Genomic DNA, 13,774 nt, shown 5'->3' on the forward strand with positions numbered 1-13,774 from the left:
CCGACGCAGAAACCGCTATAGCCGAAACAGATTGATCAGGAACACGCAGCCATGAAATTTCTCGACCAAGCCAAAGTCTATGTCCGCTCCGGGAATGGTGGCGGCGGCTGTGTGTCGTTCCGGCGCGAGGCCTATGTCGAATATGGCGGTCCCGATGGCGGCGATGGCGGCAAGGGCGGCGATGTCTGGATCGAGGCGGTCGAGGGACTCAACACGCTGATCGACTATCGCTACAAGCAGCATTTCAAGGCCGATACCGGCATGCACGGCATGGGACGCAACCGGACAGGCTCCAGCGGCGAGGATGTCGTCTTGCAGGTCCCGGCCGGCACCCAGATCCTCGATGAGGACAGGGAAGAAATCCTCGCCGACCTGACCGAAATCGGGCAGCGCGTGCTGCTGGCGCGCGGCGGCGATGGCGGCAAGGGCAATTCCCATTTCAAGACCTCGACCAACCAGGCCCCGCGCAAGACCATTCCCGGCTGGCCCGGCGAGGAACGCTGGATCTGGCTGCGCCTCAAGCTGATCGCCGATGTCGGTCTTGTCGGCCTGCCCAATGCCGGCAAGTCGACCTTCCTGTCGGTCGTCAGCCGCGCCAATCCGAAGATTGCCCCCTATCCCTTCACCACACTCTATCCCAATCTCGGCGTCGTCGATCTGGGCCCGAGTTCACGCTTCATCGTGGCCGACATTCCGGGCTTGATCGAGGGCGCCCATGAAGGCGCCGGCATTGGTGACCGCTTCCTGGGCCATATCGAGCGCTGCGCCTCTCTGATCCATCTGGTCGACGGCACGCAAGACGATGTTGCGGCGGCCTACCAGACGGTCCGTGGCGAGCTGGAGGCCTATGGCGACGGCCTGCCGGACAAGCGGGAAATCCTGGCCCTCAACAAGATCGACGCCCTGGATGCCGACATGGTCGCCGAGAAAGTCGCAGAACTCGAAGCCGCGAGCGGCAAGCCCGTGATGACCCTGTCCGGCGTATCCGGTGATGGCGTCAAGGAATTGTGCGGTGGCGCCTGGGAGATCGTCCTGGACACCCGCCGGGCCGAAAAGGAAGCCATTGAGGCCCAGCTCGCGGCAGAAAACGGCGAAGAGGGCTGGACACCGTCATGACCCGAACGGGCTTCGACGCCGCACATTGCGTCGTGGTCAAGGCCGGATCGAGCCTCCTGCAGGCCGGCGATGCGGTCATCGCCGCGATTGCGGACGATATTGTTACGCTACGGGCCCGGGGGGCGCGGGTGACGATTGTCTCATCCGGCGCCGTTGCCCTCGGACGGGATCGCCTCGGTCTGCCACCCGGCAGCCTCAGTCTCGAACAGAAACAGGCCGCTGCAGCGGCCGGCCAGCCGCGCCTGCTTGACCTGTGGGATCGCGCCTTTGCACCGCATGGTGTTGTCACCGCCCAAGCCCTTCTGACCCTTGACGTAACCGAGAACCGGCGCAGCTGGCTGAATGCCCGGGCAACGCTGGGAACTTTGCTCGAACTCGGCGCAATCCCGATCGTCAACGAGAATGACACCATTGCCACCGACGAAATCCGCTATGGCGACAATGACCGCCTTGCCGCGCGCGTCGCACAGCTGACCGGCGCCGACCTGCTGGTGCTGCTCAGCGACGTCGCGGCGCTGCATGATGCCGATCCCCGCACCGTCACCGCCGCCCGCCCGCTTCACGATATCCCGGTCATCGACGCCGCCATTCACGCCATGGCAGGCGACGCCAATACCGCTGCGGGGGTGGGCACAGGCGGCATGCGCACCAAAATACTCGCCGCCGAACTCGCCGGCAGTTCTGGTTGCGCGACCGCAATTGCGCTTGGCACCGCGCCGAACCCGGTACTCAGCCTGGCGCGCGCCGATCACGGCTCCTGGTTTCACCCTGCCCGCAATTCTGCAAATGCCCGTGAACGCTGGATTTCCGGGGTTGTGAGCCGCAGCGGCGCCGTCCGCATAGATGCCGGGGCCACACACGCGCTGTTGGCAGGAAAATCCTTGCTCCCTGTCGGCGTCCGGTCGGTCGATGGGCAGTTTGACCGCGGCGAAACCATTCGCATCCTCGACCCGGATGGACGCCTTGTCGCTCGCGGCGTCTCCGCCTACTGCGCCGACGACGCCCGGCGCGTCGCCGGATGTCGGAGTGACGAGGCGGAAGCCAGACTTGGCTACCGACGCGCCGCCGCCCTTGTCCATGCCGATGACATCGTCCGCGTGGTCGCGCCGGGTCTCGACGCATGAGCCGGGCCGGCGCACTTCGTGGCGACGGGCTGGCGCGCGGGATGCGCATCGGCCTGTTCGGCGGCAGCTTCGATCCGCCCCATGCCGGTCATCTCCACGTCGCGCGAACCGCCTTGCGGCGCCTTGGGCTGAACCAGGTCTGGTGGCTGGTCTCACCGCAAAACCCCTTGAAAATCTCGCCCTCGGGCGATTTCCAACGACGCTTCAATGCCGTCCGGACCCTCGCCACCCAACCCGGTATGCACATTACTGATATTGAATCCCGGCTCGGCACCACCCGGACAATCGACCTGCTGACGCACCTCAAGACCCGCCATCCGGGCGTTCACTTCGTCTGGCTCATGGGCGCCGACAATCTCGCCGGCATTCACCGCTGGGCCCATTGGCCACAAATATTCCGCTCGGTCCCGGTGGCAGTGATCGCGCGCCCCCAGGACGCTGTGCGGGCACGCCTGTCACGGGCCGCGACCCAATTCGCGACATCACGCATTCGTGAAAGCGAAGCCGCCGCCCTCCCCCTGCAATCAGCTCCGGCATGGACCTATCTGACTGAACGGCTACACTCGCACTCATCGACAGCGCTGCGCGCGCGCCACTGATCTTTCCGCCGCCGCCGACAGGACAATCCCATGCACGACCGGATAACCGGCCGCCCGAGCGCCCACGCAACGCTTGCCTTCTACGACGACCAACACCCGCCCGCCGGCGACTTTCTGGCGGATGTGCTGGACGGGTTTTCGCGGACTCCCAAACAGCTGACCCCGATCTATTTCTACGACGCCAAAGGGTCGGCGATCTTCGACGAAATCACAGCACTTCCGGAATACTACGTCACCCGGACCGAGCTCGCGATACTCGACACGATCGGCCCCGAGCTGGCTGCATTGGCCGGGCCGGGCGCGGTCGTGATCGAACCAGGATCCGGTTCCAGCGTGAAAATCCGCAAACTCTTGAACGCCCTGTCGGAGCCGGCGGCCTATGTCGGTCTCGATATTTCCGGCGAGCACCTGGAGGCGGCCTGCCAGGAGATCGCGGCGGACTATCCGGCACTGCAAGTCGGCGCCATTTGCGCCGACTTCACCCAAGGCCTTGATCTCAGCCATCTTCCGCTGGAAAGCGGTCGGCGCATAATCTTCTTCCCGGGATCCACGATCGGCAATTTCGAACCGAATGGCGCCCACGCTCTGCTGGCGGGCTTTCGGCGAGCCATGCGGCCTGGAGATGCAGTGTTGATAGGCGCCGATCGGGTGAAGGATCCCGCCACGCTTGTCGCGGCCTATGCCGACGCCCAGGGCGTGACTGCGCGCTTCAACCTCAATCTTGTCGAACGGATAAATCGGGAACTGGGCGGTACAATTGATGCAGGCGCCTTGTCACACGAAGCTGTGTGGAACCCCGATTTCAACCGCATCGAGATGCATCTTCGTGCCGATGCCGATCAACAGTTCGACGTCGCGGGGCGTACTTTCCAACTGCGCGAGGGCGAAAGCATCCATACGGAAAACTCGCATAAATTCACCCCGGACAGTTTCACTTCCCTTGCAAAATCAGTGGGTTTTGATGTGCTTCACACCTGGTCTGACGAGGCTGAGCTGTTCTCGCTACACTGGCTCGAACCATCAGCAAAAGCATGATATAGCTCACCGGTGTTTGGATGGCAGAGAGGACATTGACCCTGTCTACGGAATTATCGCGCCGCGCTGAGCAGGAAACGGCATCCGCCGTTCGCGTCACCGGCGATGACGGCCCTGTTGAGGCCTTGGAAACCCTTATCCTCGACTCGCTTGATGACGACAAGGCGGAAGACGTCGTTGCCATCGATCTGCGTGGAAAATCATCCATCACCGACATCATGATCATCGCATCCGGTCGCTCGGCGAGGCATGTCGCCGCGCTGGCCGATCACTTGGTGCGCAAGCTCAAGGAAGCCGGCTGCGGCAAGGCCCGGATTGAGGGCACCCAGACGAATGACTGGGTTCTGATCGACATGGGCGATGTCATCGTCCACCTCTTCCGGCCGGAAGTGCGTGAGTTCTACAATCTGGAAAAGATGTGGTCGGTCGAACCGGACGCGTCGGCGTCCTAGGTGAAACTGCGCATCGCCGCCCTGAGCCGGATCAAATCCGGCCCGGAGCGCCTCCTCGTCGATGAGTATCTGGAACGCGGCACTGCAACGGGCCGCGCCGTGGGGCTGGGCCCCTGCCTCGAGACCGAAATCGACAATCGCGCGCTCAAGACCGCCGGGGAGGAAAGCCGTGCGCTCGCGGCGAGCCTGGAAAACGGCGCCCGGCTTGTCCTGCTCGATGAGCGCGGCAAAGCCCTCAACTCGCGCCAACTCGCCAGCCAGATCGAGCGCTGGCGTGATGAAGGGTGCCGAGAGACGATCTTCTGTATTGGTGGCGCCGACGGGCATGACCGCTCGCAATTCCCCAAGCCGGACCTGATGCTCTCATTCGGACCTGCCGTTTTTCCCCATAAACTCGTCCGGGTGATGCTGGCGGAACAATTATACCGCGCCGTCTCGATCCTCGCCGGCACGCCCTACCATCGTGATTGAGCGTTAACCGCGAGAGAGCTAGCCTTCCCGCCATGTTGACCGTTTTTGCCGCCCTGCTTCTGACCCAGACCCAACCCGCGCCGCCACCCGATGCGGGCGAAGCGGCACGTCTGGAACAGGAAGAGCGCGAAAGCGCCGAACGCGCCGAGGCGGCTCGCCGGCAAGCCGAAGAACTGGCCAGTGAAGTCGGTCTGATGCAGCGCCAGCTGGTGGATCTCGGCGAACGCGTCGGGGCTAGCGAAAATGCGGCGCTGGGCGCAGAGCGGGAATTGGCCCGGCTCGGCCGGGAAGAGGCCGAATTACTGTCTCGACTGACGGCCGACCGGGAAACGCTGATCGATATCCTCGCCGCGATTCAAAGAATTGAGAGCCAGACACCACCGGCGGTCATGGCTGCACCTGACGATGCTGCGGAGGCGGCACGTGCCGCGTCTCTCATGGCCGAGGTGGCACCGGCGCTGCGCGAGCGCGCTGACCAGATTGCGACCCAGCTGACACAACTGCGTGAGGTGCGCGCCTCGATCGAATCTGAACAAGCGTCACTGTCGACTGCCGAACAAGCGCTCTCCGCCCAAAGATTGGAGCTGGAAGTCTTGATTGCGGAACGAAGAGCGCTCGAGGCGCGGCGGCGCAACGAGGCGGTCTCATTCCTCGAGGCAGCCAGTGACGCCGGTCAGCGGGCGCGCTCCATTCGGTCCCTGATCAGCGAACTCAGCCGCATGTCCGAGGTCATGCCGAGCCTCAATCCACGCCGCCTGCCGCCTGAAACCGGCGTTCCGGCCCCGCGGCCACGGCCACCGCGCGACCTTGTCGCTGCCCGCGTGCCGAATGCGCCACTGGAAACACTGCGCTTTGCCGATGCCCGCGGTCGCCTGCGGATGCCAGCCTCCGGCGAAATCGTCCGCGCATTCGGCGAACTGGCCGAAGATGGCACAGCATCTGAAGGAATATTCATTCGGACCCGAGCCCGGGCACAGGTAGTGTCACCCTTTGATGGTCGCATTGAGTTTGCCGGACCGTTCAACACATACGGCGGCCTCTTGATACTCAATGTTGGCGATGGCTACTATGTCGTACTGGCAGGCATGTCCGTAACCTATGCCAGTGTCGGTCAAAGCGTACTCGCCGGTGAACCCGTCGGCGCAATGTCCGAAACTGCCCAAACGGCACCAGATTTGTATCTGGAGCTGAGACGGAATGATGATGCGATCGATCCCGGCCCCTGGTTCCGGACCCGGTCGCAACAGGGCTAGACCCGTCGCGCTCAAAGGACGCGAGATTGCATGCGTATCAATGTCTTCGCTTCAATGGTGGCTTTTGCTGTCGGCGCCGTGGCCATCGCGGTGTCTGCGGAAGGTGCCCAGGAAGACCGGTCGGCCAGTTTCCGGCAGATCGAGCTCTTCGGCGACGTCCTCAGCCGGATCGAGGCGGACTATGTGTCCGACACAGATCAGGCCGAACTGATCGAAGCCGCCATCGAAGGCATGCTGTCCTCGCTTGATCCCCATTCCGCCTATCACAATCCCGATGCCTATGAAGACCTGCGCGTGACGACACGCGGTGAGTATGGTGGCCTCGGGATGGAGGTCGTGCGACGCGACCAATACATCACCATCGTATCGCCGATTGCCGACACACCGGCGGAACGCGCCGGCCTGCGGACCAATGACCGCATTATCGCCGTCGACGGGGACGCGATTGTCGGCATTTCGGTTGACGAGGCCGTTGCCCTCATGCGCGGCGCTGTCGGCGACCCGGTGACCATCACCATCGCCCGCGACGAAGACGACCCGTTTGACGTCACCTTGGTGCGCGACACCATACCGCTGCGTACGGTCGCCACCCGGATCGAGAACGGCGTACCCTATATGCGCATTGCCGGCTTCAACGAGCGCACAACCGAGATGGTCCATGAAGGCCTCACAGAATTGCGCGACGAATTCGGCGCGGATTTGCCGGGCCTGATCATTGACATGCGGTTCAATCCCGGCGGCCTGCTCGATCAGGCGATCGGCGTGACTGACGTTTTCCTCGATGGCGGGGAAGTGGTTTCAACCCGCACACGTGATCCGCGCGACACCCAACGCTACAATGCCCGCCCTGGTGATCGTCTGAATGGCGCGCCGATCGTGATCCTGATCAATGAAGGCACGGCCAGCGCTGCGGAGATCGTCGCCGGCGCCCTGCAGGACCGGGAACGGGCGGAGCTGATCGGCATGACCAGTTTCGGCAAAGGTTCGATCCAGACCATCATTCCGCTGCGTGGCGGCCGCGACGGCGCCCTGCGCCTGACCACCGGGCGCTACTATACGCCTGCCGGGCGCTCCATCCAGGCCACCGGCATCATTCCGGACCAGCAGATTTCCGCTTGGGCCTTGAGCGATGATGAGGAGGCGGATGTCCCGCAGATCGGCTCGGAAGCGGATCTGGACGGCGCGCTGGTCAATGAGAATGGTGATGAACGGGAAGGCACGGACATCGCCTCGGTCGAGCAACCGCCCGCAGACTGGCCTGAGGACGAGGATTATCAGCTGCATCGCGCCGTCCAAGTGCTCAATGCCGCGATGGAGACCCAACAGGCCTCCCTGCGGCCCTGACCGGGTCAATATCACCGAACAACATGTTGACGGCGGCGGGCGCGAGCTTGTCGCCGTTAACCGTTTCTTACAGCGAACACAGGCAGATTGGCGGACAAGCAGAGGACCGGAAGGTCCTGTCCTGACACAATACACAACCCCGTGCCACCGCCATGTCGACTGCCATTCTTCGCCACGCCCAACCGCTCCTGACGCTGCGGGCCCCGCTGTTTGCGGGCCTCGCCGCCGCCGGCGTGCTCAGCCTCATGATCGGCGGGGTTGCGCTGTTCGGTGACGGCGAAATCACGCTCCCTCGGGCGGTACGCGGCGTTGAACCGGCGCCGGCACCGGAATTGGCCAGCAATGATTTGCGCGCGGATCACGCCGAAACCGGCACGCCCATTCGCTTTCTTGACCCGGAAGGCGAAGACGAGGTTTCCTTGACCGGTGTCGGAGAAGGTTTCGACGCAGCCGCAACGGGCACGACTGCGAACCATACAAGCGGCTCGGACCCTGCCGACGCGGAGTCGCGCCATGCGACGACGCCGTCGACGGTTGCCAATCCCAATGCACTCGCGCCGGCGCCGATAGCCGGCCTGACCGAACCAGGGCCCGGCGGCCCGCTTCCCATCATCGCGACAAACGGAACCCGCCCGTCACGGGCCTATGCCCGCCCCTATCATGGCGATCCCGGTGCACCGACAATTGCCGTCGTGATCGGAGGGATGGGACTGAATTCGACCGTCACGGAAGCGGCGATCAACGAACTTCCCCCTGAAGTCGCCCTGAGCTTCGCCGTCTACACGCGCGACCTGCAAAGCTGGATCGATCGGGCCCGCGCCGCCGGCCATGAAGTTTTGATCGAAGCGCCAATGGAGCCATTTGACTATCCCAACAATGATCCGGGTCCGCACACCCTGCTCGCCGATGGCACCGCTGAGGAAAACGAACGGCGCCTCGCCTGGGTCATGAGCCGGGCAACCGGATACTACGGCGTTACCAACTATCTCGGCGCTCGTTTCTCGGCGTCACAGGGCGCAATGCGGCAGGTTTTCGGCACTCTGGAAGCGCGAGGCGTTGCCTTCCTGCATGACGGGGCGGGCCGACGCTCAACGATTGAGGCCGCCGCTGATGCGACCGACATTGAATACGCCGTCGCAGACCGGATTCTCGACGAGGACCTGTCGCCCGACGCGATCGACGAACGCCTTCTGGCATTGGAGGCCCTCGCGATCCAAAACGGCTCGGCCCTGGGTACGGGCTTCGCCTATCCAGCAACCGTCGACCAGATCCGCGACTGGGCGGTCAGCCTTGATCTGCGGGGCTATGAGCTTGCGCCACCATCCGCTGTAATGGCGCGGCGCCGGCTTGAGGCGCGCCTTGCGGCAGAGGCCGAAGCCGGAACGCCGCACGATGACGCTGCGTCTACCGACCATCGGTGGGCCCGCAATCCGGATGACGCGGCCCGCGCGTCCAGCGGGCACTGATGTCCGGCGCGACGTCCGACACCTACCCCCATCATCGCGCCAATGTCGGTATTGCCTTGTTCAATTCCGATGGCGCTGTCTGGCTGGGGCGACGTGACAGCACGCCGGGACCTTGGAATTGGCAATTGCCACAAGGTGGCATTGATGCCGGCGAGGACGCCAGGGCGGCCGCCTTGCGCGAACTTCAGGAAGAAACCGGGATATCTCCTGACCTGGTTTCTTATCTCGACGAGATCAAAGACTGGCTCGCCTATGACTACCCGCCGGAGGTTCGCGAGGATCCCCGCTTTCACAAAAAGCGCCATCTCGGCCAGAAGCAGCGTTGGTTCGCCTTCCGCTTTGATGGCAACGACAATGACATCGACCTGCAGGTCCATGCCGAAGTCGAGTTCGACGCCTGGCGCTGGGGTCGGCTCAGCGAAATCCCGGACCTGATCATTCCGTGGAAGCGGGATGTCTATGTCGAAGTCGCAAAGCGATTTGAAGATTTCGCGACGCCCTGAACGAACAAGGGCCGCTCCTACCGGATGCGACCCTTGTCATTCAGTGCTGTCGAAGCTCTGCTTCAGTGAGCGACAACCGCTTGCATGGCTTCGAATTTGGCGACCAGCGCGGCAGCCTGTTCGCGTGCCTCTTCGTCCTTGGCCACCGACACGTCTTCACGGGCGTCGGACAGATCCTGAGCCAGCTTGGCCGTGTCGATATCGGCGACGGCAATCGCTTCTTCAGCCAGGATGGTCAAACCGGCCGGCGTTACTTCCGCAAAACCGCCATGAATGAAGGTGCGTGTCTCGACGCCGCCATCAATCACGGTGATCGCGCCGGGACGGATTACCGACATGAAGGGGGCGTGGTTCGGCAGCACGCCGAAATCACCCTCTTCACCCGGCACCACAACCTGGTCGACATTGCCGGCGAACAGGCGGCGCTCCGGAGAGACAAGATCAAAATGGAGTTTGTCAGCCATCAGGCTACCTCCGGGCTAGGCCGGAAGCTGCGTTACGCAGCTTCCGCAGCCAGTTTCTCGGCCTTCTTCACAGCGTCTTCAATGGTACCAACCATGTAGAACGCCGTTTCCGGAAGGTGGTCATACTCACCGTCACAGATCGCCTTGAAGCCCTTCACGGTGTCAGCAACCGGCACCTGGATGCCCGGGAAGCCGGTGAAGATTTCGGCGACGTCGAACGGCTGCGACAGGAAGCGCTCGACCTTGCGGGCGCGAGCCACTGTCAGCTTGTCTTCTTCCGACAGCTCGTCCATGCCCAGGATCGCGATGATGTCCTGCAGGGCCTTGTAGCGCTGGAGGATTTCCTGGACGCGACGGGCCGTACCATAGTGCTCGTCACCGACGATGCGCGGCTCGAGGATACGCGAGGTGGAGTCGAGCGGGTCAACAGCCGGGTAAATGCCCTTTTCCGAGATCGCCCGGTTGAGAACCGTGGTCGCATCAAGGTGGGCAAAGGTCGTGGCGGGGGCCGGGTCGGTCATGTCATCGGCCGGCACGTAAACGGCCTGCACAGAGGTGATCGAACCCTTGTTGGTCGAGGTGATGCGCTCCTGCAGCGCACCCATGTCGGTGGCCAGGGTCGGCTGATAGCCCACGGCAGACGGGATGCGGCCCAGCAGCGCGGAGAGTTCCGAACCGGCCTGGGTGAAGCGGAAGATGTTGTCGACGAAGAAGAGAACGTCCTTGCCCTCTTCATCGCGGAAATATTCAGCTTGGGCGAGACCGGACAGGGCGACGCGGGCACGGGCGCCCGGAGGCTCGTTCATCTGGCCGAAGACCAGGGCGCAACGCGAACCTTCCGTCGAGCCATCATGCTCCTTGGGGTCCTTGTTCACGCCCGACTCGATCATTTCCCAATACAGGTCGTTACCTTCACGGGTCCGCTCGCCGACACCGGCGAAGACCGAGTAACCACCGAACAGTTTGGCGATGTTGTTGATCAGCTCCTGGATGAGAACCGTCTTGCCAACGCCGGCACCGCCGAACAAGCCGATCTTGCCGCCCTTGGCGTATGGGCAGAGCAGGTCGACGACCTTGATACCGGTCGGCAGGATTTCCGCTTCCGTGGCCTGCTCGTCAAAGGACGGGGCCGGGCGGTGAATCGGGGCTTTCATCGTGTGCGGGACATCACCCGCCTCATCGATCGGCTGACCGGTGACGCTCATGATACGGCCGAGCGTGCCCGGGCCGACCGGAACCATGATCGGGCCACCCGTGTCCGTCACGGCGGTGCCGCGCTGCAGACCTTCGGTCGCGTCCATGGCGATGGCGCGGACGGTGTTCTCGCCGAGGTGCTGGGCGACCTCAAGCGTCAGCGTCTTGTCATCATTGGTGGTTTCAAGCGCGTTGAGAATGTCCGGCAGGGTGCCGTCAAATTCAACGTCAACGACAGCGCCGGTAATCTGGACGATGCGGCCTTGGGATGTGCTCATAGCGGGTGTTCCTCTGCCTAGAGGGCCTCGGCGCCGGAGATGATTTCAGTCAACTCCGTGGTGATCTGCGCCTGACGGGTGCGGTTGTAAACAAGGTTGAGTTTGTCGATGAGTTCGCCGGCATTGCGCGTGGCATTGTCCATCGCAGCCATCTTGGCGCCCATTTCGCCGGCAACATTTTCCAGCAGGGCAGACAGGATGACCGTGTCGGCATAACGCGGCAGCAGCACGTTGAGGATGGTTTCCTCATCCGGCTCAGCGTCGTAGACGGCACCGCCCAGATCCGGACGCTCAACGCCTTCATCAATGGCGTCGATCGCCGGGATGAGGACTTTGGCACGCGGCTTCTGGGAAATGACCGAGACGAACTCCGCCGAAACGAGTTCGCAAACATCGAACTCGCCATTCTCGAACATGTGGCGAATCTTGTCGCCGATCCGGGCAGATGTGGCGCCAGAGATCTTCTTCTCGCCGGACAGGTCCATCTTGTCGACGATCAGTGAGGCGAAATTGCGCTTGAGCTGGTCAGCGCCCTTCTTGCCCACGCAAATGATCTTGACGTCCTTGCCGGCGGCCTGAAGCGCGAGAACGCGCTCGCGGGCCTTCTTCACGATATTCGTGTTGAAGCCGCCGCAAAGTCCACGATCCGCGGTCATGACAACCAGCAGATAGGCGTCCGACTTGCCGGTGCCGACCAGAAGCGGCGACGCGCCCGGCGTCCCCGACATGGCGGTCGACAGATTGGCCATCACAGCCGCCATGCGCTGGGCATAGGGGCGCGCGGCTTCCGCAGCTTCCTGCGCACGGCGCAGTTTCGCTGCGGCGACCATCTGCATCGCCTTGGTGATCTTCTGCGTCGACTTGACGCTTCCGATCCGGTTTTTAAGGTCCTTAAGGCTCGCCATCAGGCACTCCTCAGCGGTTGATCTCGGTCAAGTTCACGCAAAATGTTCCGTGAACTTGGCAAGGGCCGCCTTCAGCTTGCTTTCGCTTTCATCCGACACTTTTTTCTCAGTCCGGATGGACGAGAGAAGATCGGCATGCTCGCTGTGCAGATGACGCAACAGATCTGCCTCGTAGCGCTGGACATCAGCGGTCGGCAGCTTGTCGAGATAGCCGCGCGTACCGGCATAGATCACGCAAACCTGCTCTTCCATCGACAGCGGCGAGAATTGCGGTTGCTTGAGAAGCTCGGTCAGACGCTGACCACGGTTCAGAAGCTTCTGGGTGGCCGCATCAAGGTCGGAACCGAACTGGGCAAAGGCCGCCATTTCGCGGTACTGGGCCAGTTCGCCCTTCATCTTGCCGGCAACCTGCTTCATCGCCTTGGTCTGGGCGGCAGAGCCAACGCGCGACACCGAGAGACCCACGTTCACCGCCGGGCGGATGCCCTGGTAGAAGAGGTCGGTTTCCAGGAAGATCTGGCCGTCGGTGATCGAGATCACATTGGTCGGGATATAGGCCGACACGTCGTTCGCCTGGGTTTCAATGATCGGCAGGGCCGTCATGGAACCCGAACCGTTCGCTTCGTTCAGCTTCGCGGCACGCTCGAGCAGGCGGGAATGAAGATAGAAGACGTCACCCGGATAGGCTTCGCGGCCCGGCGGGCGGCGCAGCAGAAGCGACATCTGGCGATAGGCAACAGCCTGCTTGGACAGATCATCATAGACGATCAGTGAGTGCATGCCGTTGTCACGGAAATACTCGGCCATGGCACAGGCCGTGAACGGCGCCAGAAACTGCATCGGCGCCGGGTCCGAAGCCGTCGCGGCGACGATGATGGTGTAATCCAGCGCGCCATTTTCCTCGAGCGTCTTCACGATCTGGGCAACGGTGGACCGCTTTTGACCGACGGCGACGTAGATGCAGTAGAGCTTGGCGCTCTCGTCATCACCCTCATTGATCTGTTTCTGGTTCAGGATGGTGTCGATCGCGATGGCGGTCTTACCGGTCTGGCGGTCGCCAATGATCAGCTCGCGCTGGCCACGGCCAACCGGGATCATGGCGTCGATCGCCTTGATGCCTGTTGCCATCGGCTCGTGCACGGATTTGCGCGGGATGATGCCCGGCGCCTTGACGTCGACGCGGCGGCGCTCGGCAACGTCTTTGAGCGGACCCTTGCCATCGATCGGCTCGCCGAGACCATCAACGACGCGACCCAGCAGGCCCTTGCCGACAGAGGTGTCCACGATCGAGCCGAGACGCTTGACGGTATCGCCTTCCTTGATGCCCCGGTCATCGCCGAAGATCACGCAGCCGACATTGTCGCGCTCGAGGTTCAGGGCCATGCCCTTGATGCCGCCCGGGAACTCAACGAGCTCACCGGCCTTCACCTCATCGAGGCCATAGACGCGAGCGATACCGTCACCAACGGACAGAACGCTACCGACGTCCGAAACTTTCGCTTCGGCGCCGTAATTCTTGATTTGATCCTTGAGGATCGCAGAGATTTCTGCGGCACGGATGTCCATGGAC

General features: G+C 62.9%; 14 protein-coding genes. 10 read left to right on the top strand and 4 right to left on the bottom strand.

Annotated elements, in window-relative coordinates:
• Positions 1–51 precede the first annotated feature (51 nt).
• From obgE to C7435_RS09425, 10 genes are all read left to right on the top strand, one after another.
• On the top strand, positions 52–1,116 hold the full coding sequence (gene obgE / locus C7435_RS09380) for a GTPase ObgE (protein WP_121211099.1): 1,065 nt from the start codon (positions 52–54) through the stop codon (positions 1,114–1,116).
• Positions 1,113–2,240: a glutamate 5-kinase gene (gene proB / locus C7435_RS09385; RefSeq protein ID WP_121211100.1), complete on the top strand. Its 1,128-nt coding sequence runs from the start codon at positions 1,113–1,115 to the stop codon at positions 2,238–2,240. The genes obgE and proB overlap by 4 nt, the downstream gene beginning before the upstream one ends.
• Positions 2,237–2,839, top strand: coding sequence for a nicotinate-nucleotide adenylyltransferase (locus C7435_RS09390; protein ID WP_121211102.1), 603 nt, complete (start codon positions 2,237–2,239; stop codon positions 2,837–2,839). The genes proB and C7435_RS09390 overlap by 4 nt, the downstream gene beginning before the upstream one ends.
• Before the next feature lie 30 nt (positions 2,840–2,869).
• Complete coding sequence (gene egtD / locus C7435_RS09395; protein WP_121211104.1) at positions 2,870–3,874, top strand: L-histidine N(alpha)-methyltransferase; 1,005 nt, start codon at positions 2,870–2,872, stop codon at positions 3,872–3,874.
• Positions 3,875–3,894: 20 nt separating this feature from the next.
• Positions 3,895–4,326, top strand: a complete 432-nt coding sequence (gene rsfS / locus C7435_RS09400) for a ribosome silencing factor (protein WP_121211105.1) — start codon at positions 3,895–3,897, stop codon at positions 4,324–4,326.
• Positions 4,327–4,797, top strand: coding sequence for a 23S rRNA (pseudouridine(1915)-N(3))-methyltransferase RlmH (gene rlmH, locus C7435_RS09405; protein ID WP_121211107.1), 471 nt, complete (start codon positions 4,327–4,329; stop codon positions 4,795–4,797).
• 32 nt (positions 4,798–4,829) lie between these two features.
• On the top strand, positions 4,830–6,050 hold the full coding sequence (locus C7435_RS09410) for a murein hydrolase activator EnvC family protein (protein WP_121211108.1): 1,221 nt from the start codon (positions 4,830–4,832) through the stop codon (positions 6,048–6,050).
• A 30-nt stretch (positions 6,051–6,080) separates the two neighbouring features.
• Positions 6,081–7,394 carry a carboxyl-terminal processing protease CtpA gene (locus tag C7435_RS09415; RefSeq protein WP_121211110.1) on the top strand — a complete coding sequence of 438 codons (1,314 nt, stop codon included), beginning with the start codon at positions 6,081–6,083 and terminating at the stop codon, positions 7,392–7,394.
• 152 nt (positions 7,395–7,546) lie between these two features.
• Complete coding sequence (locus C7435_RS09420; RefSeq protein ID WP_121211111.1) at positions 7,547–8,860, top strand: divergent polysaccharide deacetylase family protein; 1,314 nt, start codon at positions 7,547–7,549, stop codon at positions 8,858–8,860.
• On the top strand, positions 8,860–9,363 hold the full coding sequence (locus tag C7435_RS09425) for an RNA pyrophosphohydrolase (protein ID WP_121211113.1): 504 nt from the start codon (positions 8,860–8,862) through the stop codon (positions 9,361–9,363). The genes C7435_RS09420 and C7435_RS09425 overlap by 1 nt, the downstream gene beginning before the upstream one ends.
• A gap of 62 nt (positions 9,364–9,425) precedes the next feature.
• Here C7435_RS09425 and C7435_RS09430 read toward each other — a convergent pair whose 3' ends face one another.
• Genes C7435_RS09430 through atpA form a run of 4 tightly spaced genes read right to left on the bottom strand, consistent with a single transcriptional unit; the run spans position 9,426 to position 13,770 of the window.
• On the bottom strand, positions 9,426–9,827 hold the full coding sequence (locus tag C7435_RS09430; protein WP_075190029.1) for a F0F1 ATP synthase subunit epsilon: 402 nt from the start codon (positions 9,825–9,827) through the stop codon (positions 9,426–9,428).
• Between the two features lie 32 nt (positions 9,828–9,859).
• Positions 9,860–11,299 carry a F0F1 ATP synthase subunit beta gene (gene atpD / locus C7435_RS09435; protein WP_121211114.1) on the bottom strand — a complete coding sequence of 480 codons (1,440 nt, stop codon included), beginning with the start codon at positions 11,297–11,299 and terminating at the stop codon, positions 9,860–9,862.
• A 17-nt stretch (positions 11,300–11,316) separates the two neighbouring features.
• Positions 11,317–12,204 (bottom strand): F0F1 ATP synthase subunit gamma, encoded by an 888-nt coding sequence (locus C7435_RS09440; RefSeq protein ID WP_121211116.1) that lies wholly within the window; start codon positions 12,202–12,204, stop codon positions 11,317–11,319.
• Between the two features lie 33 nt (positions 12,205–12,237).
• Positions 12,238–13,770, bottom strand: a complete 1,533-nt coding sequence (gene atpA / locus C7435_RS09445) for a F0F1 ATP synthase subunit alpha (RefSeq protein ID WP_121211118.1) — start codon at positions 13,768–13,770, stop codon at positions 12,238–12,240.
• Positions 13,771–13,774: the final 4 nt, after the last annotated feature.

Origin of the sequence: Maricaulis maris (assembly GCF_003634045.1) — a bacterium.
Classification (GTDB): Bacteria; Pseudomonadota; Alphaproteobacteria; order Caulobacterales; family Maricaulaceae; genus Maricaulis; species Maricaulis maris.